The 24889-nt window shown below is 41.6% G+C and carries 23 protein-coding genes, 1 pseudogene and 1 other annotated feature (1 of these 25 cut by a window edge); of the genes and pseudogenes, 4 read left to right on the forward strand and 20 right to left on the reverse strand.

The genetic code is table 11. The annotated features are described in order from the left end of the window. Positions 1-106 precede the first annotated feature (106 nt). Positions 107-886: a zinc ribbon domain-containing protein gene (locus MHI30_RS18185; RefSeq protein WP_075751420.1), complete on the forward strand. Its 780-nt coding sequence runs from the start codon at positions 107-109 to the stop codon at positions 884-886. Between the two features lie 41 nt (positions 887-927). Here the strand turns inward: MHI30_RS18185 and MHI30_RS18190 are convergent, their stop codons facing one another. After that, entirely contained in the window at positions 928-2706 is a 1779-nt protein-coding gene (locus tag MHI30_RS18190; protein ID WP_075751421.1) for a zinc ribbon domain-containing protein, read from the reverse strand. Positions 2707-2835: 129 nt separating this feature from the next. Continuing rightward, positions 2836-3783 carry an iron-siderophore ABC transporter substrate-binding protein gene (locus MHI30_RS18195; protein WP_075751422.1) on the reverse strand — a complete coding sequence of 316 codons (948 nt, stop codon included), beginning with the start codon at positions 3781-3783 and terminating at the stop codon, positions 2836-2838. A gap of 667 nt (positions 3784-4450) precedes the next feature. On the opposite strand from MHI30_RS18195, the gene MHI30_RS18200 reads away from it, so the two are divergent. Further along, on the forward strand, positions 4451-5794 hold the full coding sequence (locus tag MHI30_RS18200) for a hypothetical protein (protein WP_142238571.1): 1344 nt from the start codon (positions 4451-4453) through the stop codon (positions 5792-5794). Positions 5795-5946: 152 nt separating this feature from the next. Here MHI30_RS18200 and MHI30_RS18205 read toward each other — a convergent pair whose 3' ends face one another. Genes MHI30_RS18205 through MHI30_RS18240 form a run of 8 tightly spaced genes read right to left on the reverse strand, consistent with a single transcriptional unit; the run spans position 5947 to position 12265 of the window. Then, positions 5947-7080, reverse strand: a complete 1134-nt coding sequence (locus MHI30_RS18205) for an MFS transporter (RefSeq protein ID WP_154495502.1) — start codon at positions 7078-7080, stop codon at positions 5947-5949. Next, the gene (locus MHI30_RS18210) at positions 7077-8156 is read right to left on the reverse strand and encodes a peptidogalycan biosysnthesis protein (protein WP_075751425.1); all 1080 of its coding nucleotides are present in this window, start codon (positions 8154-8156) and stop codon (positions 7077-7079) included. Before MHI30_RS18210 ends, MHI30_RS18205 begins: the two co-directional genes overlap by 4 nt. After that, a complete protein-coding gene (locus MHI30_RS18215; RefSeq protein WP_162009193.1) occupies positions 8156-8869 on the reverse strand; it encodes a 3-oxoacyl-ACP reductase family protein in 714 nt (237 codons plus the stop codon). Before MHI30_RS18215 ends, MHI30_RS18210 begins: the two co-directional genes overlap by 1 nt. A 20-nt stretch (positions 8870-8889) precedes the next feature. Next, the gene (locus tag MHI30_RS18220; protein WP_075751427.1) at positions 8890-9789 is read right to left on the reverse strand and encodes a beta-ketoacyl synthase N-terminal-like domain-containing protein; all 900 of its coding nucleotides are present in this window, start codon (positions 9787-9789) and stop codon (positions 8890-8892) included. Beyond that, the gene (locus tag MHI30_RS18225) at positions 9789-10988 is read right to left on the reverse strand and encodes a beta-ketoacyl-[acyl-carrier-protein] synthase family protein (protein WP_075751428.1); all 1200 of its coding nucleotides are present in this window, start codon (positions 10986-10988) and stop codon (positions 9789-9791) included. The genes MHI30_RS18220 and MHI30_RS18225 overlap by 1 nt, the downstream gene beginning before the upstream one ends. Before the next feature lies 1 nt (position 10989). Continuing rightward, positions 10990-11442 (reverse strand): 3-hydroxyacyl-ACP dehydratase FabZ, encoded by a 453-nt coding sequence (gene fabZ, locus MHI30_RS18230; protein ID WP_075751429.1) that lies wholly within the window; start codon positions 11440-11442, stop codon positions 10990-10992. A 15-nt stretch (positions 11443-11457) separates the two neighbouring features. Beyond that, complete coding sequence (locus MHI30_RS18235) at positions 11458-11697, reverse strand: phosphopantetheine-binding protein (RefSeq protein WP_075751430.1); 240 nt, start codon at positions 11695-11697, stop codon at positions 11458-11460. Positions 11698-11710: 13 nt separating this feature from the next. After that, on the reverse strand, positions 11711-12265 hold the full coding sequence (locus tag MHI30_RS18240) for a GNAT family N-acetyltransferase (RefSeq protein ID WP_075751431.1): 555 nt from the start codon (positions 12263-12265) through the stop codon (positions 11711-11713). Positions 12266-12718: 453 nt separating this feature from the next. Here MHI30_RS18240 and MHI30_RS18245 point away from each other — a divergent pair, with 453 nt between their 5' ends. Continuing rightward, the gene (locus tag MHI30_RS18245; protein WP_075751432.1) at positions 12719-13108 is read left to right on the forward strand and encodes a hypothetical protein; all 390 of its coding nucleotides are present in this window, start codon (positions 12719-12721) and stop codon (positions 13106-13108) included. A 337-nt stretch (positions 13109-13445) separates the two neighbouring features. Here MHI30_RS18245 and MHI30_RS18250 read toward each other — a convergent pair whose 3' ends face one another. The 8 genes from MHI30_RS18250 to MHI30_RS18285 all read right to left on the reverse strand — a co-directional run bounded on the left by MHI30_RS18250 (position 13446) and on the right by MHI30_RS18285 (position 21569). Then, a complete protein-coding gene (locus MHI30_RS18250; protein WP_095292191.1) occupies positions 13446-13526 on the reverse strand; it encodes a putative holin-like toxin in 81 nt (26 codons plus the stop codon). 197 nt (positions 13527-13723) lie between these two features. Further along, entirely contained in the window at positions 13724-14356 is a 633-nt protein-coding gene (locus MHI30_RS18255; protein ID WP_075751433.1) for a type 1 glutamine amidotransferase family protein, read from the reverse strand. A 138-nt stretch (positions 14357-14494) separates the two neighbouring features. Continuing rightward, a complete protein-coding gene (gene eno / locus MHI30_RS18260) occupies positions 14495-15787 on the reverse strand; it encodes a phosphopyruvate hydratase (protein WP_020453001.1) in 1293 nt (430 codons plus the stop codon). A 22-nt stretch (positions 15788-15809) separates the two neighbouring features. After that, entirely contained in the window at positions 15810-17345 is a 1536-nt protein-coding gene (gpmI, locus tag MHI30_RS18265) for a 2,3-bisphosphoglycerate-independent phosphoglycerate mutase (protein ID WP_075751434.1), read from the reverse strand. Continuing rightward, positions 17338-18099: a triose-phosphate isomerase gene (tpiA, locus tag MHI30_RS18270; protein WP_020453003.1), complete on the reverse strand. Its 762-nt coding sequence runs from the start codon at positions 18097-18099 to the stop codon at positions 17338-17340. The genes gpmI and tpiA overlap by 8 nt, the downstream gene beginning before the upstream one ends. Positions 18100-18129: 30 nt before the next feature. Continuing rightward, positions 18130-19314 carry a phosphoglycerate kinase gene (locus MHI30_RS18275; RefSeq protein WP_020453004.1) on the reverse strand — a complete coding sequence of 395 codons (1185 nt, stop codon included), beginning with the start codon at positions 19312-19314 and terminating at the stop codon, positions 18130-18132. A gap of 173 nt (positions 19315-19487) precedes the next feature. Continuing rightward, entirely contained in the window at positions 19488-20495 is a 1008-nt protein-coding gene (gene gap / locus MHI30_RS18280) for a type I glyceraldehyde-3-phosphate dehydrogenase (protein WP_075751435.1), read from the reverse strand. A gap of 33 nt (positions 20496-20528) precedes the next feature. Then, positions 20529-21569: a sugar-binding transcriptional regulator gene (locus MHI30_RS18285; RefSeq protein ID WP_043925534.1), complete on the reverse strand. Its 1041-nt coding sequence runs from the start codon at positions 21567-21569 to the stop codon at positions 20529-20531. 265 nt (positions 21570-21834) lie between these two features. Here MHI30_RS18285 and MHI30_RS18290 point away from each other — a divergent pair. Then, positions 21835-21906 (forward strand): annotated as a pseudogene (locus tag MHI30_RS18290) (hypothetical protein); the annotation flags it as partial. A 169-nt stretch (positions 21907-22075) separates the two neighbouring features. Here MHI30_RS18290 and MHI30_RS18295 read toward each other — a convergent pair. Both MHI30_RS18295 and MHI30_RS18300 read right to left on the reverse strand, forming a co-directional pair. Then, a complete protein-coding gene (locus tag MHI30_RS18295; protein ID WP_075751436.1) occupies positions 22076-23083 on the reverse strand; it encodes an LLM class flavin-dependent oxidoreductase in 1008 nt (335 codons plus the stop codon). 139 nt (positions 23084-23222) lie between these two features. After that, positions 23223-24590 carry an amino acid permease gene (locus MHI30_RS18300; RefSeq protein ID WP_075751437.1) on the reverse strand — a complete coding sequence of 456 codons (1368 nt, stop codon included), beginning with the start codon at positions 24588-24590 and terminating at the stop codon, positions 23223-23225. A gap of 61 nt (positions 24591-24651) precedes the next feature. Next, positions 24652-24889, reverse strand: a binding site (T-box leader) (it continues 20 nt past the right edge of the window).

Here is a 24889-nt window from a genome sequence, read left to right on the forward strand (position 1 = left end):
ACGTTGACCGATTAAACTTTCAAAAAACAATGTCATCTTGCGGCACTTTCCTTTATAATATTTTTTTATAGGATAAAATAACTATTTCAAAGGAGATTTTATTTTTATGACATGTTCAAAGTGCGGCCATCAGACAGATGGCGGAAAATTTTGCGAGCAGTGCGGGACAAGCTTGGCAGGCGGCAGTGATGGCAGCAAGGCTCCCGCTGAAACGCCGCAGGCGGCGAGGTACACGGAGGCGGCGAAACAAGCATCTTCCATGTATTTTTCCTTTTGTTTAAAGGTATTGAAACGACCGTATACCGAAATGAAAAACGCGGGGGAACAGCACGTCCTCAACAGCATCATCACAATGGTGATCTTTGCGCTTACAGTGCCGCTGATGTTTTACTTTGGCCTCAAAGGCTTTTTTGACTCCCTGGGGGACTATTCCGGATTATTCGGCCGATCCTACGCAATGCCGACATTTTTTGATATCGTCGTCAAGCCCGCTTTTACCTTTGCTATTTATATTTTCTTATTATTTGTTTTTACATACGCAGGTGTGCGCATTCGAGGTGTGCAAGCGGCATTTAAGGAAGTGCTCGGACGTTTTGGAACGGTGCTTATTCCTTTCGTCGCACTTCTGCTCGCCGCATTGCTCATATCATTCATGCAAACAGGTTTGTTTGTATACGTTCTTTTCTTTGCCCTTTGCGGTATCGCCTTTTTAGTTCCGCCGGCTGTCATCTTGAGCTACCACGAAAAAGCGGCAGGCGCTGTTGATACGATTTACGCGACGCTGATCGTCTATTTGCTGACATTTATGTCTGTGCGGATCATGGGAGATTTGTTTCTTGAATATTTCGGAAGGATTGGAGGCTCTATATTAGGGCGGCTGTTTTAGTGAAGTAAAAAGCCTTTTTCCTCAAAGGAAAAAGGCTTTTTTTATTCTATTGACGTCAAGAGCAATTTTCCGTTCTCGATGGAGGCATGATATGTCCAATGATACGTTTTTAACTGTTCTTTTCCGCCTTTCATGATATTGATTTTCTCCGTTGTCTTAATTGTTGCCTCCCGCCCGTTTTGCTTCCAGCTGTTTACGCTGAATTGGACGACTTCCTCCTCTGTCCCGCTGTTGTGCAGTTTAGCGACAAGTTTCTTTTGATCGTTGTACAGCGGACTTCCTTCTTTCAAGCTGTCGCGGACAAGGCCGAAATTGTTTGTGTTGATGGCGTCTTGAAGACCGTATAAATACGTTTCAATGGCGGAAGCTACCTTTTGATCAGTGAGCTCTTCATCTGCTGATGCATTGTTCACAGCTCCTTTTGCCGAAGCCCATGCCGATGTGTATTCTTTCGGATTGTCATTTTTGATTTCTTTTTGGTGTTCGATATTGATAACGGCTTCAGGATCGCTTTTTTCGACGAACCATTTTTTCTTGCCTTCTGAATAGACCAGTGTGTACGTATAGCTGTTATCGTTTTCTTCCAGTTCAGGGGCACTGTAGTCGTCATAATAAGCCGATTTGTGCTTTTCAATCCCTTTGACCTCTGTTTTCCATTGCCCGTCTTCTTTGTACAGCCGAAACGAATCAAGATCGAATACGGTAGATAAGTAGGTGCCTTTATAATAGGTGCTGCTGCTTTTCAGCCCGTCCGTGACCTCTTTCAGGCTAGTTTGATAAGACGGCGCGGCCAGTGTCATGCCGCTGACATCGCCGCTTGCAAAGGCCTTTGCTGCTTCTTTTGTATGACTGACGACCGTGGTCATCATCTCATCCATAAATTCCTTGTCTGAAGCAAGATTGACTTCGATTTCCCCGCTTTCAATCGGCGTTTTTTCGCTTTTCAGCTTCCCCCACGGAAATTGCGCTTCAACCGCAGCAGTCATTGAACCGTCAGTCAGCACGGGTCCGAATTCCGTTCCTTTGAACGGGTTGATCTTCATCTCCTGATCATTGATCCATAGTGTTCCTTTCAAGTTTTCATAGCCTTCTCCAAAGACGAGTTTTGCCATGTGCCCGTCAAGGTCCGCATTAACCTTCACATCGCCTTGGAGGGCAGTGACCTTTTCCGCTTTTTCAAGGTCGGCGATTCCGCTTTTCAGCTTTGCTTTCACCTCGTAAATACCGGGAACAAACGGGCCGATTTTTTTCTCGAAGTTTTCTTTTTCTGTTGTGATGACCTTTTCGCCGTTAACAAACAGGCCGGTATCTTTATATTTTGTCTTAATCGTTAAATAGACAGGCGCCGTGTTCAAGACGTAGCGGTCATAGATCCAAAAACGCCTGCCCTTTTTTTCGATCGTCATCAATGGATGGCCGGCACCGCTCTTTAAGGATGAGATCAATTCCTTTTCTTCATCCGGATGTTCTTTCAAATAATCGAGGAGCGGCTTGACGTTTTTCTCCGTGACAGCCAGATCCACGTCCGATGATTGAAGCAGTTTTGCTGCTTTCTTGGCATCTTTCTGATCGAGGGCAGCTTCAAAATCGGAAATCAGTTTTTCCTTTGAAGTGAGTGCTTCACCGGTTTTATAGCCGGCAAACAATAAAATCAAGCAGGCCGCGATTGCCGCCATGATGATGATTCTTTTTCGTGTCATCGCACGCTGATACCCTGCCGCCGGGTCGGAAGCTCGTTCCTCGCCCGCCCGCGCGCCGCAATGCTTACAATACAGCGCATTTTTTGTTCGTTCCCTTCCACATTCTTTGCAAAAATTCATGACTTTCCTCCTATCAAACACGAACTATGTTAGTCATTTTATACTATATTTATCGTAAGAAGGGAGTTAATCTTAAGGCAGCATAAAAAAAAGCCAAACGAATGCGCTGATCCGTTTGACTTTTTTAAATTATTTTAAAAAGTATTTTTCGATATCATCAAGCATCAGATTCGCTGCAAGGACGCCCCCGGCTGTATTCCAGACGGCATCGCTCACTTTATGGACGTTTCCTTTTTTGGACACGCTTAAGTTTTTAAAGAGCGGATCGTTGACATAGTCTTTCTCAATGGCGCTTGCTTTGTCATCGCCTGTCTCATACGTGAAATAAAAAAGCACGTCTCCATCCATATCAGGAATTTGCTCCTTTGTCACTTCCATTTGTCCGAGATCGTTGGCTTCCTGGCCTTTAGGCCTTGCAAAACCGAGCTGATCCAAAATCGTTCCGGCAAACGATCCCTTGTGATAGATGCGGGTATCGGCATCTGTAAAGCGGACGAGAGAGACTTTTTGCTTCACTTTATCGCCGAGTTTTTCATGAATGTTTTCAACACGCTTATCAAAGTCAGCGATGACTGTTTCGCCTTCTGCTTTTTTATTGAGCGCCTCGGCTGTCAGCTTAAAGTTGTCTTTCCATTCCCCTGACAATGTCTCGGCAAATACGGTCGGCGCGATGGCTTTCAGCTTGTCGTATACTTCTTCTTGGCGGATTTTGTTGCCGATGATTAGGTCAGGCTTCAGGCTCGCGATTTTTTCAATATTCGGCGCAGCTTCCGTTCCGACATTCTCTACGCCTTTCATTTTATCTTTAATATGATCATACCATGGATCTCCCAGCCAGGATTGAACGGCGCCGACAGGTTTAACGCCAAGGGCGAGCACTGCTTCTGTCGCTTCATTCGTCAGCACGACGACTTTTTTCGGCGTGCCGTCAATTGTCGCTGTTCCCATTGCGTGCTTTACAGTATAGGAATCTTTGCTGTCGTTCTTCTCCGCAGCTTGTTCTTTATCTTGATTTCCACAGGCGGCTAATACAAGGAAAAGCGCAGCGAACAGCGCAAACCATTTAAAACGTTTCATGATTTGTTGTATCCCCTTTTCTCAAATGATTTTCATTATCAATTAGATTATATAATGACTCAACCCAAAGTCAATATGAAATTCCTATAAATCTGCTTTGGATTATGCTGAAGACCATTTTTTGTGCTGTTTCACAGGTGGGAATATCCAGTGGAATCGGCATCTTAATGTCACGAAAAAGCAATTAATTTTATAGGTCTAAAATACCAAAAGAGGTATCATTATGATATAATCTTCAAGTTAATAAAATCCTAGTGAGAGGTGGATATGCATTTCAAAGTCTAGAATTAACCGATATTTATTATGCCTGATAACCGTTCTGACCTTTTTTCCATTAATCATAACGCCCGATTTACCGATTGCAATGGCCGCTGATATGAAAGAAGTGAAGATTGTGGAATGGAATTTTGACAATGAAAGCCAAACGGCAAGCGGCGGTATCGAAAGCAATCTACATCAGAACATTTCATTGGCAGGCGCTAATTTAGCAGGCTATGTGCTTGGCTTCGGAAGCGGTTCGAGAGCGCTGAATTCAAACGGGTGGAATACACCCGAGGAAAGCTACTGGCTGATTCAATTTACGACAACCGGATATGAAAGCTTGACACTATCCTCGCGACAGTATGGATCAAACACGGGGCCGAGGGACTTCAAGGTTCAATTCAGCTTGAACGGCACAACATGGACGGATGTGCCGAATGCGGCGATCATTGTCGGCTATAATTGGGGATCAGGGTACTTGCATGAAACTGTGCTCCCCAAAGAAACCAATCACCAGAAACTCGTATACATACGCTGGCTCAAAACATCTGACACATCTGTCGGAGGAGATTCCTCACTTGGCACGACCGGGTCCAACCGGATTGATGATATTGTCGTTTATGGCTTTCCCTGTAAGTGCGAAGATGTGCAAGATGAGGTAGCGGATAAGGTGAACGAGTTTGATGAATCATATGAACATGAAGCAGAAGAAGAACCTTCAGAGTCTTTTATAGATGAGCCTACCTCTGATCACGAGAAAGACCAGATCGAGAAGACTCCACCTGAAACCGATGAACATGCATCATCAGACCAAGAAGAAGTACATCAAAACCTACCGGCGGCTCCAGGAACGGAACAAAATGTACCTGTTCCAGAGGACATTCAAGCCGGTTCTGATGTTGAACCCGATACAAGCTCACCCGTGCCGAATGATCAGACGGATGTCAACGAGGAAGCTCTAACGGAGACGGATTTCGGAGAGCACACGACTGAGGCCGATTCAAATACGCATCTTCCGAACAAACAGCAAAATGGCACCAAGGAAAATCAAATGCAGCCTGATTCTGACGAACACTCAAAACCTTCGCCTGCGGACGAGGAAGCTGCAGATACCGGAGAAAATCAACCTCATCTCGGGGAGAATTCTTCCTTAGGGAACGAGCAACCCACTGGCATCGGAGAAAATCAAGTTCAGTTTAATGCTGACAAACACTTGGTTAGGAACGGTTTAAAACCCCCAGCCACAGACGAGAGGATGTCCCAGCCTGAGAAAACTCAGGACGGCGATCGAACTAGAAACAACTTGTATTCACCTATAGAATATAAGACAACAGTTCCTGACACCAGCTTAAGTATGGATAAGAAACCAGCTGTGCACCGTGAAACCGCTCCGCCGACATTCGGAGAAACCCTTCGGCGGAAAACGAATGAAATTCTTTCAAAAGACCTTAACTCAACAGAACGACACAGCGGCACCTCTCTTTCTGTAAAAACTCAGGCTGTCATAAACGATCCCAGCATTTTAAAAGAAAAACAAGCCGAAGAAAAGCAAAACAACGCGCCAACCAAAACAGACAGTCCGCTTGATTTAGAACCGCAAAAAGAGAATACCGTTACAAAACGCAGCAAGATGAAAAACAAGATAACATTTTTAAACGCCTCGTTTCTATTTGGGGTCATCTGTTTGATTGGCGGATCGACTCTTTTGTTCTTTTTGAGAAGAAAAAAATTGCGCAAAAACGAAAGCTGATCCACCAGGTATCAGCTTTTTGTTTTTCTAACTTTGGATACCTCATTCAATATAATGGGATTAAGTTTCATGCCGGGTGTCTTGTTCAACACATTTTTCAAATTGCCCTTGGATAAAAAACGGTCAATATCACGACTTGGTAAAAAAAATATTTACATCGACTTTTCATGAAGAGCCTTTTTTGAAGGCCCGCTGAAAAATATTAAGATCACGGCAAAAATCAATGAAAACACTGGAGAAATCAGAAACGGAAGTTTAATACTGTAATTAACAATTGGCGCAAAAATAAATCCACTTAACCCTACAGCTAAATAAGACATTAAACTAAAAAGGGAAAATGCGCTTGTTTGAAGGTGATCTGCAATTCTTTTTGCAATCGTTTTTTGCAGAAATATCGTAACGAAACCAAAAGAAAAGCCGAATAATGCTGAGCATAAAACAAACAGGATTTGAATGTTGGCAAACCATAAGCCCGCTGATCCAAAAAACATGAGGATAAAACAAATGAGCAGATTAATGTGTTCTGAATGAATGTGCTGATGAATCTTGCGAATTAAGAATTGAGAGATCACAAAAAAGAGCCAAAATAAAAAATAAAACAAGCCAATACTGCCGCCCTCATCTGAAAGTAATATTGGACCATAGGCAATCGCACATCCATAACTCAACGAACCCAAAAGATAAAAAAAACAGTATTTCCAAAAATCTCTGTCTTTTAAAAAGGCTTTTACATCACTTTTATTACTAATTCCCATTGAACTGCTTACCAGAGGAGGAATAAAACAAGAGATGAGTAAAATCGTCAAACTCATTATTAAGAAAATCTGCAGCAAAAATGCAAGGTTAAACTGGTTAAAAATCACTTCGGCAAGTAAAGGAGCAAATGCAGAACCCACGGCCTGTGAAATGTTGATCCATGATAAACTTTTTCCTGCCTCTTCTTTTTTTAGTCTCAAAGCAAAAACGATTAATAACGGAGGAATAACCCCCACACTCACCCCTAAAATAATCCCGACTAGAAAATAAACAAAAAGAATGTGATAGAGAAACAACCAAAGTAAAATACCGATTAAAAACAATAAACATCCTAATAACAGCAACTTCTTAGAAGGTTTGAGAAACATAAGAAAAATTCTTGTGACAAAAAGAGCAACCATGAATATACCAATTACATTTCCAGACATACCGCTTGCCGCTCCTGTCATAAGAATGGATAATGGCAATATAGCGGTCAATGCTCCAAAGAGAAATGAGAAGAGCGTGTTTATAGTGAAAATTTGTTTCATGATCCACCAACTACTCTCTTAGTAAGATAATAATTTAATTTTCCTACTCCTGAAGGATTGAAGTTGATTAGTGATTTGTTAGGTATTAGCTCACACCCTATATCCTTTTTTACATCGTAAGTGGTTGACCCAAAATAAATTTTTTCATGCTTATTCTCAATTGCAAATTGAATGGTTAGATAAAAAATGTTGAAATAAGCATAAGAAGGGACAGAATGAACATAATCCATTCCAACATGTTTCAAAGTTATTTCGGTTTCATTATGGACAACGATGAGTCCAAAGGCTACTAGTTCGCCTCCATATTCAAATAAAATGAATTTATAGTTTGTACACAAGTTTCTCAAACCTTTGAAAGACTCGAAATCGTAGTTAATTGGGCTAGCGATTGCATTACTTTTATTTTTTGTATTTAAATATAACTTGTATATACTGAGGTAATACTCTTCAGATATTTCCTTTGCTAATCGAAATTGAAACTCAATTCCGTACTCCTTCATTTTTTTCATTTTGTTTTTTATATCCCACCTCTTTTTCTTTTTTAGGGTTTTTAAGTAATCGTTAAAGTTTTCTGACTTTAATTGCAATACTGTGTTAGGATAAAAATCAAAGGATACAAAGTTGTTCTTCTCCAAAGCATTTAAAAGATTGACCTGATACAAATTAGTAATATATACACTATCGTAATTTTCCATTGTATAGCAGTATGCAAGAAATTTAATAAATATTGAAGTGACATTATCATTATTTTTGTCTTTTATATAAATACCTTCTCCGCTTGATAATGGTTTAACAATAAAATATACATCATAGTAAAGTGCTTGCCGATTAAAAATACGAATCCCATTTATTATTTTTTTATATTTTTCAGGAATATACTCTTGAACATCTAATTTTCGAAGTACAAAACCAGTTAATACAGCAACTAATTCATTTCCTCGGTAAAATGCGTAATATGTAAATTCATATGAATTGTGATAAGTTTCAAGGTATATGTACCAATCAATATCAGCCCCCATATTTACTAATGCTTCTCTGTTTATTTTCTTAATACTATGATATTTCACTATATTCATCACAGGGTCAACCCTCCATCTATTACAAATAATTGACCTGTAATATAACCGGCTTCTTCACTTATTAAATAATTAACTATGCTTGCAATTTCAGATCCAGTTCCTAGTCTTTTAAGCGGGATTGTTTTTATTATCTCCTCTAAATTTAGTGAATCTACCATTTCTGTATCGATGTATCCCGGAACAATGGCATTCACTCTAATATTGTCGCTTGCCAATTCATGTGCAAATGTCTTAGTCAAACTATTTATTCCAGCTTTTGAAGCTGAATAATTTGTTTGTCCAGTTATTGATTTCAATGAAGAAACAGAAGAAATATTAATAATGCAACCACCATCATTTTTTTTCATTACTTGTGAAGCGAACTTTGAATAATTAAATGTTCCTGTTAAATTTGTGTCTATTACTTTCTTCCATGATTTTTCATTCATAAATCTTATAGTTTTATCTTGATTTATTCCTGCATTATTGATAAGAATATCGAGTTTTCCCTCTTTCTCATAAATATTCTGTATAATTCTTTTGGCAATCGAATAATTACGTACATCAGCTTTTATACCAAACGCATTTTTATATTCACTTTCTATTTTATTTGCAAAATCATCACTAGAAACATAAGTGAAATAGCAAACAATATTATCATGTGCAAATTTCTTTAAAATTTCGTATCCTATGCCTCTGGTTCCACCTGTTATTAAAGCTACCTTCCCCATTAAATTTTTATTCCTCCTATTCATTTAAGGATAATAAGATTTCTTGTTCCCTCAGGATTATAATCAAATATTGCTATCATTTCTTTTTGTCTTAATGCCTCTTCTACTTTTAAATAACCATTAACACAAAATGCAAATGGATATTTATCTAGAATAAATCGGGTCTTCTGATGATTTAATTCTTTAGATAAATTTCGTTCATAAACTTCGCCTGTACATATAAACATTTCAACGTTGAAACTTTTTATACATTTCCTCAGTTTTTCAATATCTTCATTTATAGATTCATAAGGATTTGACCAACTTATAATACTAATAATTTCTTTCGAACATGCTCCCTGTTTTTCTTTACTAAGAAATAGAGAACCAGAGGTCTCAAGGTATTTATTTTTTTTTGCTAAAGCTATTTGTTTTAAGGTCAGTTCATTAATGTCTTCTGTTCCTGTTACAATTGCTGTTTCTATCAAGTCTCTTTTTAAATATTCATAAGCCAACTTTAATGAATCTGTATATGCAGTAACTCCATTATAAATTGTATTATTCACTCCCAATATTCCGAAAACAATAGAGAGCCAACCAGAGGTACAATTCAAAACCGTGTTTGGAAATTTCAAAGGGCTTACATATTCAGGTCCATATTGATCTGCATCTTTTAGAAATAAATAATTATCAGTTAAATAGCTTGTGGTTGTTCCTACAAAAACTCCTGTTCTTTCATCTATACCTAAATCTGAGTCATTTAATAACTTATTTACTGAAAGAAGCGCTAATTTAGTTGAATGATTTATATTTTTTAATCCTCTTCTATTTATATAGCTTTTAAAATCAAAATCAAATTTATAAATATCTCCATATGCAGTTTTTTGTTCTCGTTTAAAAAAATTATCTTCTTTAAGAGAATAGCTGCTGTTTATAAACACTAAATATCCCCCTTCTTATATTTTTTCAATATTACACTAGCATTTGCTCCTCCGAATGCGTATGAGTTATTTAAAGCATAGTTAATATTTTTTTTAATCAATTTATTTGGAATACAATTTATATTGCACTCATCATCCTTGTTTCTAAAGTTGATTGTCGGTGGAACAATACTATCTTTAATTGCCAAACAGCATACTATACTCTCAATAACGCTGGCTGCCCCCATTGAATGACCTAACATAGACTTTATGGAGCTTACGCAGACTTTTGTAGCATCGAACAGACTCTTAATAGCAAAAGATTCGACCTTATCATTTGCTTTTGTACCTGTCCCATGTGCACATATATAGTCAATGTCATTGGAAGTAATTTTTGCATTGTCAAGTGCGTTTTGTACACATTCAATAATGCCTCTACTCTGTGGGTGAGGAGAGGTTATATGATAAGCATCATTACTTACACCATAGCCCGCTATTTCACAATATATTGGAGCTTTTCTATTAATCGCTGATTGTAGATCTTCCAACAATAGTACACCTGCACCTTCTGCAACCAACATTCCTTTTCGATTTTTGTCAAATGGACTGCATTTTTCTGGTGCCACTGCATTTAGACTATTAAATCCATAGTATGCTACTGTTGAAAATGGATCCGTTCCCCCAACAAAACTTGTCTTGGATTCCCCTCTTTTAATAGACTCATAACCTTCAATTAAAGCATAGTTTCCTGCTGAACATGCATTAGTTATTAATGTACTATATCCTCTTATACCAAAATGTTTTGAAGCATTTTTAATAATACTTGAAGGGTCATTTATTTTCTTATCATTGTTTGAAACGCACTCTAATTTTCTAGTATTTTCTATTTCAATTTCCGCCATAGTTGAACCAACATATAAAGAAGATTGTTCTATCATTTTATTATCGATTCTAGAATCTTTGATTGCCTGGTCCATTGAAGCAATTAAAAACTGTGAAGCTCGTCCGCATTGTTTAATAAGCTGTTTCGGAATATTATAATCTGATGCTTTAAAATCCTTTACCTGTCCTCCATACAAGGTATCTAACAAATTTAAATTTGATTTATCAATTTTACTAATACCTGAAACACCATTTTTGCAATTTTTCCAAAATTGATTCTTTTCTATTCCTATTGATGAAATTATTCCTATCCCAGTAACAACCACTCTTTTTTTCAATTCAATTCTCTCCAATAACAGAGTTTTTCTTCTTAAAAACGAAGGATAATTTACCTTTACAAACTATTAACCCTTCATCATTTTTCACAGTTGACGATACTTTCATAGAGCTATTAATTACTTTTTCTATTTTGACGTTGATTATAAGTACATCTCCAGGGAACACTGGCTTTAAGAACTTAATATCTGTACGATATAGTAAAGGAATATCTTCTTGATTATTTTCTTTATTCGAAAATAAAAGAACTGCTGACTGCGCGATTGCTTCAATAACAAAAACACCTGGAAAAATTTTCACATCTTCAAAATGTCCAGCGAAAAAATCTTCATTAATTGTTACATTTTTACGAGTGGTTATTTCTTCATTTCTCAAATCGACAATTTTATCTATAAATATAAATGGATGTCTATGTGGTAAATGTTTTTGAATATAGAGGAAGTCAAGGTTTGTCATCTTAAAGAAAGCCCCTTATTTAATTTTTTTCGATACAACCTTTATAACAGAATTTACATCTGTAATGTCCTGAAGGTCTTCTTCTTCCAACTTAATATGAAATGTTCGTTCAAGTTCAGTAACTATCTCTAGAGTCATCATAGAATCAATGCCCAGATCATCAATTAAATCATTATTAAAACCAATTTCGTCAATCTCCAGTTCTGCTACGTCAGAAATAATAAATCTAACCTTATCGCTTATTGTTTCAATCATTTTTTATCCCCCTTTAAATTATATTCTTGTTTACATCATGAATTTTAAGCATCATTGGAGCCTCATTAGAAATACCTTCATAAAGACGATAAGGACCAATTTGTTTAAATCCTATCCTTTTGTATATTTTTTCAGCTGATTTTGTTGTTTGTAAGTATACTTCCTGAATATTATGGGTTATTATAATGCGTTTCACTTCTTGAAGTAATTTCTTTAGTATCCTATTTTTGTTGATGAAATTTTTAGTTAATGAATTATTTGAAATGATTAACCTCATAACTTCTGCACTTTGTCCAACTTTAACCTGAATATTGTGACATTTTTCAATAAATAAAAGTCCTTCATCTTGATTCTTAATAACTACTGATAGAGATCCTAATAGGATCCCATTTACATAAGCACCTAAATGTATTGCTTTATCATCAAAATCATCCTTCATCAAATTATCTTTATACAATTTTGCTGGGGCTGCTTTCTGATCAATTACAAAAGTTTTGTATCTTTGTTTAAATAGCTCTTTTAATTTCTGCGGGTCCTTTATCTCTCTTATTATTACAGGATAAACCATTTAATGAATCCCTCCCTCCCTTTTCCTAATATATACATTAAAGGTCTTGTATGTCAATTGTTTTTTCTAAATAATTGGTGCTTTATTTCATTATTGAATTATTCTTGAACATTCTTCCTCATATTTTTCTTAGAATGTTTTAGAGCAAATGGATAGATCAGCACCTGATATTGTTACTACAATTGAGCTAGCTCTTACTATTTTCGGTATGGAAAAAGATATATAAGTAAACGTGTCCTCTCTTATTCTTAAATGAAAAGATCATTTACTCAGATTCTGTAGAACACTTCAAAAAGTCAGCTACAGAACTCTGCAGATGAATCTCAAATAATCATAGGAAACTTGTACAGATAGACATTAAGAGAGGTTCTTTATTTTTAAGATAATTGCCCATCCACATCACAAAACATAATATGGATCTTGCATAGTATATTTTCAATTGGAGAGATTTAAATGAAAAATTTGGCCTTATCCATTCTCTATCTTTTAGGATTTGTGATGTTAAGCAGCTGGTCCGTTTCATTTGGAGAAATGTTCGGAGTCAATGTTTCAGCTATACCTCAGTTTATTTTAGCGATGCTGTTCACACTTATCATAGGAGGCTATATGGGTCTTCCTTTAATTTATATCAAATTCAAAAGATCTGAAACGTTGTTTTTTACGAATCAACAGGTCTTCCTCATCACCTTAGGATTGGGCGTGCTGCTTTCCTGTACAGCTTACAGCCTTCAGCAAGCGCTCTCTCCCATCGCGATTGCGCTGTTGTCGATCATTGGTTTTTTGATCATTGGCATCAGCGGTTTTCTTCCCGCCTGGTTGCTGAAACCTGTGAACAGTCTGTGATAACGGGTGGACTTTTTCTTAGGCTGAAGGGCTGTTGGAGTCCAATGTTGTAAACAGTGCTAGACAAAATGGTGCTCTGTGCTTCTGTATATGCTTTATTCCTGAGATAGAAAATTACTTTCCGATTCATGAAAACAACAATTTGCTATCACCATTTACAAATGAATGAAAATTCCTTATGATATAGATGTAATCTCAGAAAGCATGTTGCATATACTAAAAAGACCGAAGTGCTCCAACACTTCGGCTTGTACAAAAAGCCGGCCCTTCGAAGGGGCTTGCTCAGATTGATCTAAAATAGACCACTCCCTATCACTTTCTAGGCTCAAGGGGCGGTCTATTTTTCTTTGTTCTTTGACAACATGGCAATCAGCATGCCAAAAGCAATCATTAAAGAGATTGTTTCATATGCTGTCATTTTTATCACCCCCTTTCAGAAGGGGATGAGCAAGACTTCCCTTGAGTGAGCAAAGCTTTTTATACGAGGTAGATTATACCATACCAAGCAGAGTGTTAAATAAAATAAAAAAACCTTTTCCCTCATGAAATTTGCTTTTCCACCGAAAAAAATGTTCCTCCAGCGTCTAAAGCATCGTTCTGCTCATGGTCTTTCACTTACTTATTGATCGAGTTCATTAACGTGAAGAAATATTCAGGTTGGCCGGTCTTATTGAGCTGATACCAAGAATCCAATGTATCCGGTGCAAACACGTCTAATTTTTTCAGAACTTCCCTCGCGAATTCAAGAGGAGCCGTTCCTGATGCAGTAACCAGATTCTCATCAGATACCGCTGGTTCCATCTCATAAAATGGTTCTCCTTTATAATGGGGACAGACCATTTTCATATATGCCAAGTCATTGCTTGTATGCTTTCTTGAATCCAAGTATCCGTTCTTCGCCAGTCCCGCAGTTGCACCGCAAATTGCGGCAACCATCACCCCAAGCTCTAAAGCTTCGCCGGCCTTTTTTAAGATCGGCTGATGATTCTCTTCTCCCCAAGTATTCCCTCCGGGTAAAATTAAAAGATCCGTACTCTTAAGCGTCCACTCATCAAGTGAGATATCCGGTTTGATGCGCAGCCCTCCCATCGTCGTCACTATTTTTTTATTCACTCCTACTGTCATGACTTTTAAAGGTGCTGCATCTTTTTTGAAATATCTTCCCGAGTTCAGTTCGGCCATTAAATATCCATATTCCCAATCCGACATTGTAGGAAATGCATAAAGATAAACTGTTTTCGACTGCATCCATAACACTCCAATCTCAATTGATACAGCCTATTATAGTCAAAAACCCTGACAGCTCTTGTCAGGGTAAAGAAAAAATTAAGCTTTCACACATAAAAGAGCTTGGCCGCATCAGCAGCCAAGCTCTTTTTTTTATGCTTACTTATTCAAGTTGTAGAAAGATTGAATACCGTGGTATTGAGCAGTTTCAGCCAACTGATCTTCGATGCGAAGAAGCTGGTTGTATTTCGCAACACGGTCCGTACGGGACGGAGCACCTGTTTTGATTTGTCCTGCGTTTGTTGCCACAGCGATGTCAGCGATTGTGCTGTCTTCAGTTTCACCAGAACGGTGAGAGATAACAGCAGTGTAGCCTGCGCGTTTCGCCATTTCGATCGCATCGAATGTTTCAGTCAATGTACCGATTTGGTTTACTTTGATCAGGATAGAGTTGCCGACGCCGTTTTTGATACCTTCAGCAAGTTTTTTCGTGTTTGTAACGAAAAGGTCATCACCGACAAGCTGAACTTTTGAGCCAAGACGCTCAGTCAGAAGCTTGTGGCCTTCCCAGTCGTTTTCGTCAAGTCCGTCTTCGATTGAGATGATTGGGTATTTAGAAACCATTTCTTCGTACCAGTCAACCATTTCAGCAGATGTTTTCACAACGCCTTCGCCGGACAGATGGTATTTGCCGTCTTCTTTGTTGTAGAACTCAGAAGATGCAGCATCCATTGCAAGCTTCACTTCTTCGCCAGGTTTGAAGCCGGCTTTTTCGATTGCTTCAACGATTGTTTGAAGCGCTTCTTCGTTAGAACCAAGGTTTGGAGCGAATCCGCCTTCATCACCTACAGCAGTGTTCATTCCTTTAGCAGAAAGAACTGATTTCAGGCTGTGGAAAATTTGTGCTCCCATGCGAAGTGCTTCGCGGAAGTTTTCCGCACCGACAGGCATGATCATGAATTCTTGAATGTCAACGTTGTTGTCCGCATGCTCTCCGCCGTTTACGATGTTCATCATCGGTACTGGGAGCGTTTTAGAGTTGAATCCTCCAAGATATTGGTATAGAGGAATCTGTAAGAAATCCGCAGCTGCGCGGGCAACGGCCATTGATACGCCAAGGATGGCGTTGGCGCCGAGCTTGCCTTTATTTTCAGTTCCGTCAAGTTCGATCAGCAATTTGTCGATTGATACTTGCTCTGTCACATCAAAGCCGATAAGCTCAGGTGCGATGATTTCGTTCACGTTGTTAACGGCTGTTAAAACGCCTTTTCCAAGGTAGCGGTCTTTGTCGCCGTCGCGAAGCTCAACAGCTTCGTATTCACCAGTGGAAGCTCCGCTTGGAACAAGCGCTCGTCCAAAAGCTCCTGATTCAGTGTATACTTCAACTTCAACCGTCGGGTTACCGCGGGAGTCTAATACTTCACGTGCATAAACATCAACAATGTATGGCATGTTTGTTTCTCTCCTTTAAAGCTTATTTTTGAATTAATGACGATCCTGTCATTTCTTTCGGTTTTTCAACACCCAGCAAGTCTAAAAGAGTAGGCGCCAGATCCCCGAGGATTCCGCCTTCTCTTAATGTCACACCTTCTTTTGTGACGATGACAGGAACCGGATTTGTCGTATGTGCGGTATGCGGCTTGCCTTCTTCGGTAATCAGCACGTCTGCGTTACCGTGGTCGGCCGTAATAATCGCGTGGCCGCCTTTTGCAAGAATCGCATCAACGACTTCGCCGAGGCACTCGTCAACCGCTTCGATTGCTTTGACCGTCGGCTCGACTTTTCCTGAATGTCCGACCATGTCCGGGTTGGCAAAGTTGAGGATGATCGCGTTATGGTTTTCAGCCTCAATTTCTTTGACAAGCGCATCTTTTACTTCATATGCGCTCATTTCAGGTTTCAAGTCATATGTTGCAACTTTAGGCGAGTCGATTAAGATTCGCTCTTCGCCCGGGAATTTCTCTTCGCGTCCGCCGCTCATAAAGAATGTGACGTGCGGATATTTTTCAGTTTCAGCGATGCGAAGCTGCTTCAGCCCGTTTTGGGATAAAACTTCGCCGACTGTGTTGTCGAGATTGACCGGTTTGAATGCCACGTATCCGTCAACCGTTTCACTGAAATGTGTCAAGCAAACGAAATGAAGGTTTTTCGGATGCTTGTCTCCGCGGTCGAAGTCGCGGAAGTCATCATTGGTGAACGTGTTGGAAATCTGGATCGCCCGGTCAGGTCTGAAGTTGTAGAAAATGACCGCATCGTTGTCCTTGATTGTCGCAACAGGCTCGCCGTTTTCTTTCGTGATGACGGAAGGAATGACGAATTCATCGTAAATTCCGTTTTCATAAGAATCTTTCACGACATCGAGCGGATTTTCATATTTCGGTCCTTCTCCGTATGCCATGGCGCGGTATGCTTTTTCGACGCGGTCCCAGCGCTTGTCTCGGTCCATTGAATAATAGCGGCCTGACAATGTTGCGATCTCGCCGACGCCGATTTCTTCGATTTGCTCCTGAAGCTCTTTGATGTACTTCTCAGCTGTTTGCGGGCCTACATCGCGGCCGTCAAGGAAGCCGTGAATATAGACGTTTTCAACGCCTTCTTTTTTCGCAAGCTTCAAGAGTGCGTATAAATGGTGAATGTGGCTGTGAACTCCGCCGTCAGACAGCAGTCCGAACAAGTGGAGGTTTGTGCCTTTTTCTTTGACGTGTTTCATCGCGTCCAAAAACGTTTCGTTCCGCTCAAACTCGCCTTCGCGGATTGCGACGTTGACGCGCGTCAGGCTTTGATAGACGATCCGTCCGGCGCCGATGTTCAAGTGGCCGACTTCAGAGTTTCCCATTTGTCCTTCGGGAAGTCCGACCGCTTCGCCTGAAGCTGTCAGCGTCTGATGCGGATACTTGTTCCAATAGCGGTCAAAGTTCGGTTTCTTCGCTTGGGCTACGGCGTTTCCGACTGTTTCGTCCCTTAGTCCAAACCCATCCAAAATGATGAGTGCGGCCAATTTATTACTCATATTGACCTGCCTCCAGTAATTGCACGAAAGACTGCGGTTCAAGGCTTGCTCCACCAACAAGAGCGCCGTCGATATCGGATTCGGCCATATATTCTTTAATGTTCGCAGGTTTTACGCTTCCGCCGTACTGAATGCGGACGCTGTCTGCTGCAGCTTGTCCGAATTCTGATGCAACGGTTTTGCGGATGTGCGCGCATACTTCGTTTGCATCTTGTGCAGTTGAAGATTTGCCGGTTCCAATCGCCCAGATCGGCTCATAAGCGATCACGGAAGCAGCTACTTGTTCAGTTGTTAAACCTGCAAGTGCTTTTTTCACTTGGTCTGCAACAAGCTCGTTTGTTTTGTTTGCTTCGCGCTCTTCGAGCGTTTCACCTACGCAGATGATCGGCACGATGCCGTATTTGAATGCAGCATGCGCTTTTTTGTTGACCGTTTCATCCGTTTCAGCAAACATTTCGCGGCGCTCGGAGTGGCCGATGACGCAGTATTCAACTCCGAGGTCTTTCAAAGCCGCAGGGCTGATTTCACCCGTGAAAGCACCGCTTTCTTCAAAGTGCATGTTTTGCGCGCCGACTTTCAGATCTGTGCCTTTAACAGCTGATGCAAGCTTTTCAAGGAACAGTGCAGGCGCACAGACAACAGCTTCTGCTTTATCTGCTGCGGGAATGGAAGATTTCACTTCTTCAACGAAGCTGACAGCTTCTGAAAGCACTTTATTCATCTTCCAGTTACCGGCTATAATTGGTTTTCTCATGTGCTCCACTCCTTATGCTGTATATTTTGCTTACTTGTCGTTCAATGCTTTGACGCCAGGAAGTTCTTTTCCTTCCATAAACTCAAGGGAAGCTCCGCCGCCTGTTGAAATGTGGCTCATTTTGTCAGCAAGACCGAACTTTTCTACAGCAGCTGCAGAGTCTCCGCCGCCGATGACAGAGTATGTATCTTTTGCCTCTGCTAAAGCTTCAGCGACAGCTTTTGTTCCTTTAGCGAACGCATCGAGTTCGAATACGCCCATCGGTCCGTTCCAAACAACAAGCTTGCTGTTTTTAATGACGTCAGCATATGTTTTTCTTGTTTCCTCCCCGATGTCAAGCGCTTCCCAGTCGCTAGGGATTTCGCTGACCGGCACGACTTTCGTGTTGGCGTCGTTTGAAAAATCGTCAGCAACAAGCACGTCTGTAGGCATGTAGAAGTTCACGCCTTTTTCTTTGGCGCGGTCCATGAAAGATTTAGCCAATTCAATTTTATCTTCTTCAAGCAGGGATTTTCCTACTTCATGGCCCAGCGCTTTGACGAATGTGTAAGCAAGACCGCCGCCGATGATCAGGTTGTCTACTTTCTCAAGAAGACTTTCGATCACGCCGATTTTGTCTTTTACTTTTGCGCCGCCGATGATCGCTGTAAACGGACGCTCAGGGTTTGACAGTGCTTTGCCCAGCACTTCAAGCTCTTTTTCCATGAGGAAGCCTGCAACAGCCGGAAGGTGTTCAGCGATACCTGCTGTTGAAGCATGGGCACGGTGAGCCGCTCCGAATGCGTCATTGACATAAACGTCAGCCAGGTCGGCAAACGCTTTAGACAGCTCAGGATCATTCTTTTCTTCTCCCGGATAGAAGCGGACGTTTTCCAATACGAGAATATCTCCGTCTTTCATTTCGGAAATTTGCGCTTTGACGGCGTCGCCGTAAGCTTCATCCGCTTTTTTCACTTCTTTGCCGATCAGTTCGCCGAGGCGTGCGGCTACCGGCGTTAAGCGAAGCTCTTCTGAAACCTGACCTTTCGGACGGCCCAAGTGGCTTGCAAGAAGAACTTTCGCTCCCTGCTCTGTTAAGTATTGAATCGTCGGAAGTGCGGCGCGGATTCTCGTATCATCCGTCACTTTTCCGTCCTTCATCGGAACGTTAAAGTCAACACGGCAGAAAACAACACGGCCTTTTACATCAATGTCTTTTACTGATTTTTTGTTCATGGCTTTTAGGAGATCCTCCTTTTAAGTTTTACAAGCCTGAAAACGGAAATCCCCGGGCGGCTTAAATGGCGCCGATATGGAAAAAGGGAAAGGGAGTGTGTGTCCCCTTCCCTTGTCCGCTTTCATTATAGCGCTTCTCTCATCAAGAACCAAGTCTGATTCTGGTTTCCGGATTAAAGACCTTGTTTTGCGATGTAAGCGGCAAGGTCAACTACACGGTGAGAATATCCGCTTTCGTTGTCATACCAAGAAATAACTTTAACCATGCTGCCTTCCATAACCATTGTAGAAAGAGCATCGATTGTAGAAGAGTTTGCATTGCCGTTGTAGTCTTTAGATACAAGCGGCTCTTCGCTGTAGCCAAGAACGCCTTGAAGTTCGCCTTCTGCTGCTTCTTTAAACGCTGCGTTTACTTCTTCTGCTGTTACTTCTTTGTCAAGTTCAGCAACCAGGTCAACAAGTGATACGTTTGGTGTTGGAACACGCATTGCTCCGCCGTTCAGTTTTCCTTTCAATTCAGGAAGTACAAGAGAAACGGCTTTCGCTGCACCAGTTGTTGTAGGAATGATGCTTTCAGCTGCCGCACGCGCACGACGGTAGTCTTTGTGCGGAAGATCAAGAATTTGCTGATCGTTTGTGTAAGAGTGAACAGTTGTCATCATACCGCGTTTGATGCCGAATTTGTCGTTCAGAACTTTTGCAAACGGCGCAAGGCAGTTTGTTGTGCAAGATGCGTTAGAGATCACATGGTGGTTAGCCGCATCGTATTTATCTTCGTTAACACCCATAACGATTGTAATATCTTCTTCACTCGCAGGAGCTGAGATGATAACTTTTTTCGCGCCGGCTTCCAAGTGTTTCGCAGCGTCTGCGCGTTTTGTGAAGAAACCAGTAGATTCAACTACGATTTCAACGCCTTGTTTGCCCCAGCTAAGTTTAGAAGGATCGCGCTCTGCTGTAACTTGGATTGTTTGACCGTTAACAACTAGGTTGTTTCCGTCAACAGAAACCTCTGCGTCCAATTTTCCGTGTACTGAATCATATTGTAATAGGTGAGCAAGCATGTTAGCGTCTGTCAAATCGTTAACTGCTACAACCTCAACTTCAGGATTATTTAATGCTGCGCGGAATACATTGCGTCCAATACGACCAAAACCATTAATACCGACTTTTACTGCCATGATGATTTCCTCCTTTAAGTAAATAAGAGATATTTAATTTATATTGAGGGAAGAAGCTTCCCTTAATAACTGTTTCGCGGCTCCTTCATCAGTGATCAAAACCGTGTTTCGCGGCTTTTTGAAGTACGCCTCTATTGCGTCCGCTTTTGACGAGCCTCCCGCCACCGCAATGATGTTCGGGATTGAATCAAGATCTTCGAGCTGGATGCCAACGCTGTGCACTTTGTGAATGACTTCTCCGTGGCGGTCGAAATAGTAGCCAAACGCTTCTGCAACTGCCTCATTTTCTTCTATTTTCTTCAAGTCTTCCTTCGGTGTATTTCTTCGTTCTGCCATTGTTTTAGCATCCCCGATTCCATGGATCACCATACTGGACGATTGAATTGTCTGAAGCACTTCTTTAATAGAAGGCTCTTCAATGATAGAAGAATATGCTTCTTTGCTCAGCTGCCCCGGCACAAATAACAGTCTGTATGTACCGGAAGCTTTCTCGGCCATATGGGCGCAAATCGTATTGGCCTGATTCCTGACGTTTTCGCCGAGCCCGCCTCTTGCCGGAACAAAAAGCAGCTTGCGGTTTTTCGAGTCAGGCGTCATCATTTCTGCCACGGCCTCAAGCGTCGTACCTCCGGTTACGGCGACGATATTTTCCCCCGTAAACCTGTTTTTCATGCATGCGACGGCAGCTCTCCCCATCTCTTTTTTGACCCATGGGGACTGGTCGCTGTCTCCCGATACAATGATGACTTCGTCGAGATTCAACCTCTCTTTTAATGTATTTTCCAAATGGGTTAAACCTAAAACGTCCTTCATCGTATCTTCGAGAACTTTCAGCAGGTTGGATCCTTCAAGTGTCAATATCATGCCGGTTGTTTTAATCTCTAGTAGATTTTGTTCTTTTAAAAACTGAACCTCCGCCCTTAAAATCCGCTCGCTGATGCCGAGGCTGGCGGCAAGGCTTCTTCTGCCGATCGGTTCAGTCAGCCTTATGTACTGCAAAATTTTGTACCTTTTCTGCATGACATCGAGAAGATCCGGCAATAATTTTTTTTGAGCCTGTATTAGTTGATTCATGCCAAAACGTTCCTTTCATCTCGTCATGGACAAATAATGTCCCGCAGTGACTGAAAACGTCCCACCTCAGCCAAAAAAAATTGCTCCTGCTTACATTCCTTATTGTAACAGGGTTAAAATGTTTATTCAACTGTTAAGAATCAATTCATCGACAAGATTCGCGCGAATGTTCACACATCTGTTTTAATTATTGTCCCTGTTGATTTTCTATACTATACATATTTCATGAAAACGTGCCTCAATGAAAAAAAACCTTTTCTTAAAAAGGGTTATCAGAATGAACGCCATTACGTATTACGGACCGGAAATATTTAAAATGATGGGCTTCGAAAAAAATGAATCTGGCTGTCGAACGTTCTGGGACGTATGAATGGGGTGTAGGTGGATGCTCGCGTACAGGTTGATGCCGTCCATCATCTTCGTATATTTTCAAAAATAAATATATTACTAAAGTACTTATAAAAAAAGCAACGGGCGGTTTTTCCGTTCCGTTGCTTTTTTGCCGTTTATCCATTTTTCCAGACATCTGCAATGATTTCAAACGAGCGAAGTCTATCAGCATGGTCAAACGTTTCTGAATTGATCATGATCTCGTCCGCCTGAGTAGTACGGATGAATTCTTCAAGCTTTTCTTTCACACTGTCCGGGCCGCCGATGATCGTTGAGCTGAGCTGCTCATTTACCATCGCTTTTTCACGCGGAGTCCAAATCTGATCCATATCATCTACAGGCGGCTTAAGCTGTGTCGGGGCGCCGCGGACAAGGTCTAAAAACTTCTGATAATGCGACGTTGCAAGGCGCTGCGCTTGCGCGTCCGTATCGGCCGCGATCACGGTCACCCCGACCATCGCATAAGGCTCCTCCAAGACGCCCGGCTTAAACGAACTGCGGTACAGCTCCAAGGCAGGCAGCGTATTGGCCGGCGAAAAATGAGCCGCAAATGCAAACGGCAAACCGAGCTCCCCGGCAAGCCGGGCGCTGAATCCGCTTGAACCGAGAAGCCAAATCGGCACATCAAGCCCTTCGCCCGGTATGGCGCGCACGTGATTTCTTACATTGCCGGACGGCTTAAAATACTGCCGGAGTTCTTCAAGCTGCTCGGGAAAATCCTCCCCGCTGCTTATATTTCTTCTTAATGCGCGGGCGGTTAATTGATCCGTCCCCGGAGCGCGCCCCAGTCCTAAATCGATTCTGCCTGGATAAAGGGATTCAAGCGTTCCGAACTGTTCAGCGATGACGAGCGGGGAATGGTTCGGCAGCATAATCCCTCCCGAACCGATGCGCATCTTCTTAGTGCCCCCGGCGATATAGCCGATCAAAACAGAGGTGGCCGAGCTCGCAACGCCTTCGATATTATGGTGCTCAGCCAGCCAGAACCTGTGGTATCCCCATTTTTCGGCATGCTGCGCCAAATCCATAGATTGTTTAAAAGATTGTCCCGCATTTCCGCCTTGTACAATAGGAGACAGATTTAATACGGAATACTTCGTATTTTTGAAATGCTGTTCTGACATTGTCTTTCCTTCTTCCTGAAGTGTAGTGGTCATGTAATTAGACGATAACATAATCGTTCCGGTGAATAAAAGAAATTAGTTCGAAAAAAATCGAACTAATGTGTTAAAAGCTTGCCTCCCTGCGGAGGCAAGCCTTTTTTTAAGAAGCGGCCGTTTGGCCGGCTGTCTGGTTCCTTCCTTTAAAGAAATAAGCAGCGCTAATGAGCAAATAGATTCCCGCCGTCACCAATGTAATGACAATCGATGTGGTCAGGATGACACCGATCAGTATCGCTGTCAGCGAAATGATTGCCAGCCAAGTCGTATAAGGGAACCATTTGACATAGTAGCCGTTCCCCGCTGTTTGATTCCGTTTCCTCGATTTTAAATGGGCGGCGGCAATCAGCATCCAGATCACAAGGACGGTATAGCCGAGAGACCCCATCAAATATTCAAACGTTTGGCTGCCGGCAAACAGTGAAAACAATACGCCCAAGTATAAGAAAGAAGTACATAATAGAATAGAATAAACCGGCACCTTTCTCACGGAAAGTCTCGAAAAGATTTTCGGCATTCTTCCGTCTGACGCCTGTGTATACAAAATTCGGGAGGCGCCGTAAAGTCCTGAGTTCATCGAAGAAATGACCGCCAGTAAAATGACCGCATTCATCAAATGATCCGCTCCGGGAATGCCGATCATCTTAAAGACCATGACAAAAGGACTCTCCGACACTCCGTTGACTTGATTCCATGGAATCAAGCTGACGATCACGAAAAACGGCAGAAGATAAAAAGCAATAATGCGCGTCAACGTTCCACGCACGGCTTTAGGCACGACCTTCTCAGGGTTTTTGGTTTCCGCCAGTGTTACCCCGATAATTTCGGTTCCGCCGTAGGAATAGATCACAACTAGCATGGCGGTAATCAGCCCTCCGGCGCCATTCGGGAAGAAGCCGCCATGGTCTGTCAAATGAGTAAAACCGACAGCTGAATGTTGTCCAAAAGAGAAAAATAACAAGATAAATCCGGATATAATAAAGACGACAATCACTGTGATTTTAATAAGGGCAAGCCAGTATTCCGTCTCGGCAAAGCTTTTGACAGAAAGCAAATTCACGCTCGTAATGACGAGTGAAACGAACAGCGCCAGCACCCAGATCGGCAGCCCCGGCAGCCAGTACTGCAAAAATATCGCGGCGACAACAGCCTCTGCCGCAATATTGAGAACCCACATTTTCCAGTATATCCAGTCCAAAAAATAAGCGGCATACGGCCCTAATATTGATTGAACGAGATCCCTGAATGTTCTGGCTTCACTGTTTCGGACAGCCATCTCGGCGAGCCCCTGCATGATAAACAGCAAAATCACGCCGCCGATCAAGTAGGCGATCATGACCGAAGGCCCCGCCAAATCGATCGCTTTGCTGCTTCCTTTAAATAATCCTGCTCCAATGGCCCCGCCCAATGCCATCATCATAATATGCCGCGATGTCATCGTGCGCTCGAGCTTCTGCATGTCTTTCTCCATCTATGTTCACTTCCTCTATTAAAATGAAAAAAGCTCACCGTCTCCCTCTTCGATTTGAAGATAAAGAGACGATGAGCTTTGAAGCTTACCGCGGTACCACTCTTTTTGATTCTATGCCAAGAATCCAGCTTTTGAGAAGCACAGCCATGCTGTGCAAACCTGTTAACGAAGGTTAATCGTAATGTCCTCAGGAATTGATGTCCGTCCTTTAGCCAGTCCACTCCCGGGCGAGTTCAAAGGTTCATTGGTCTGCGTCGCACCTACCCGCAGCTCTCTTTGCCAATGCCGATCTTTTACTG

Origin of the sequence: Bacillus sp. FSL L8-0528 (genome assembly GCF_038593085.1) — a bacterium.
Taxonomy (GTDB): Bacteria; Bacillota; Bacilli; order Bacillales; family Bacillaceae; genus Bacillus; species Bacillus paralicheniformis.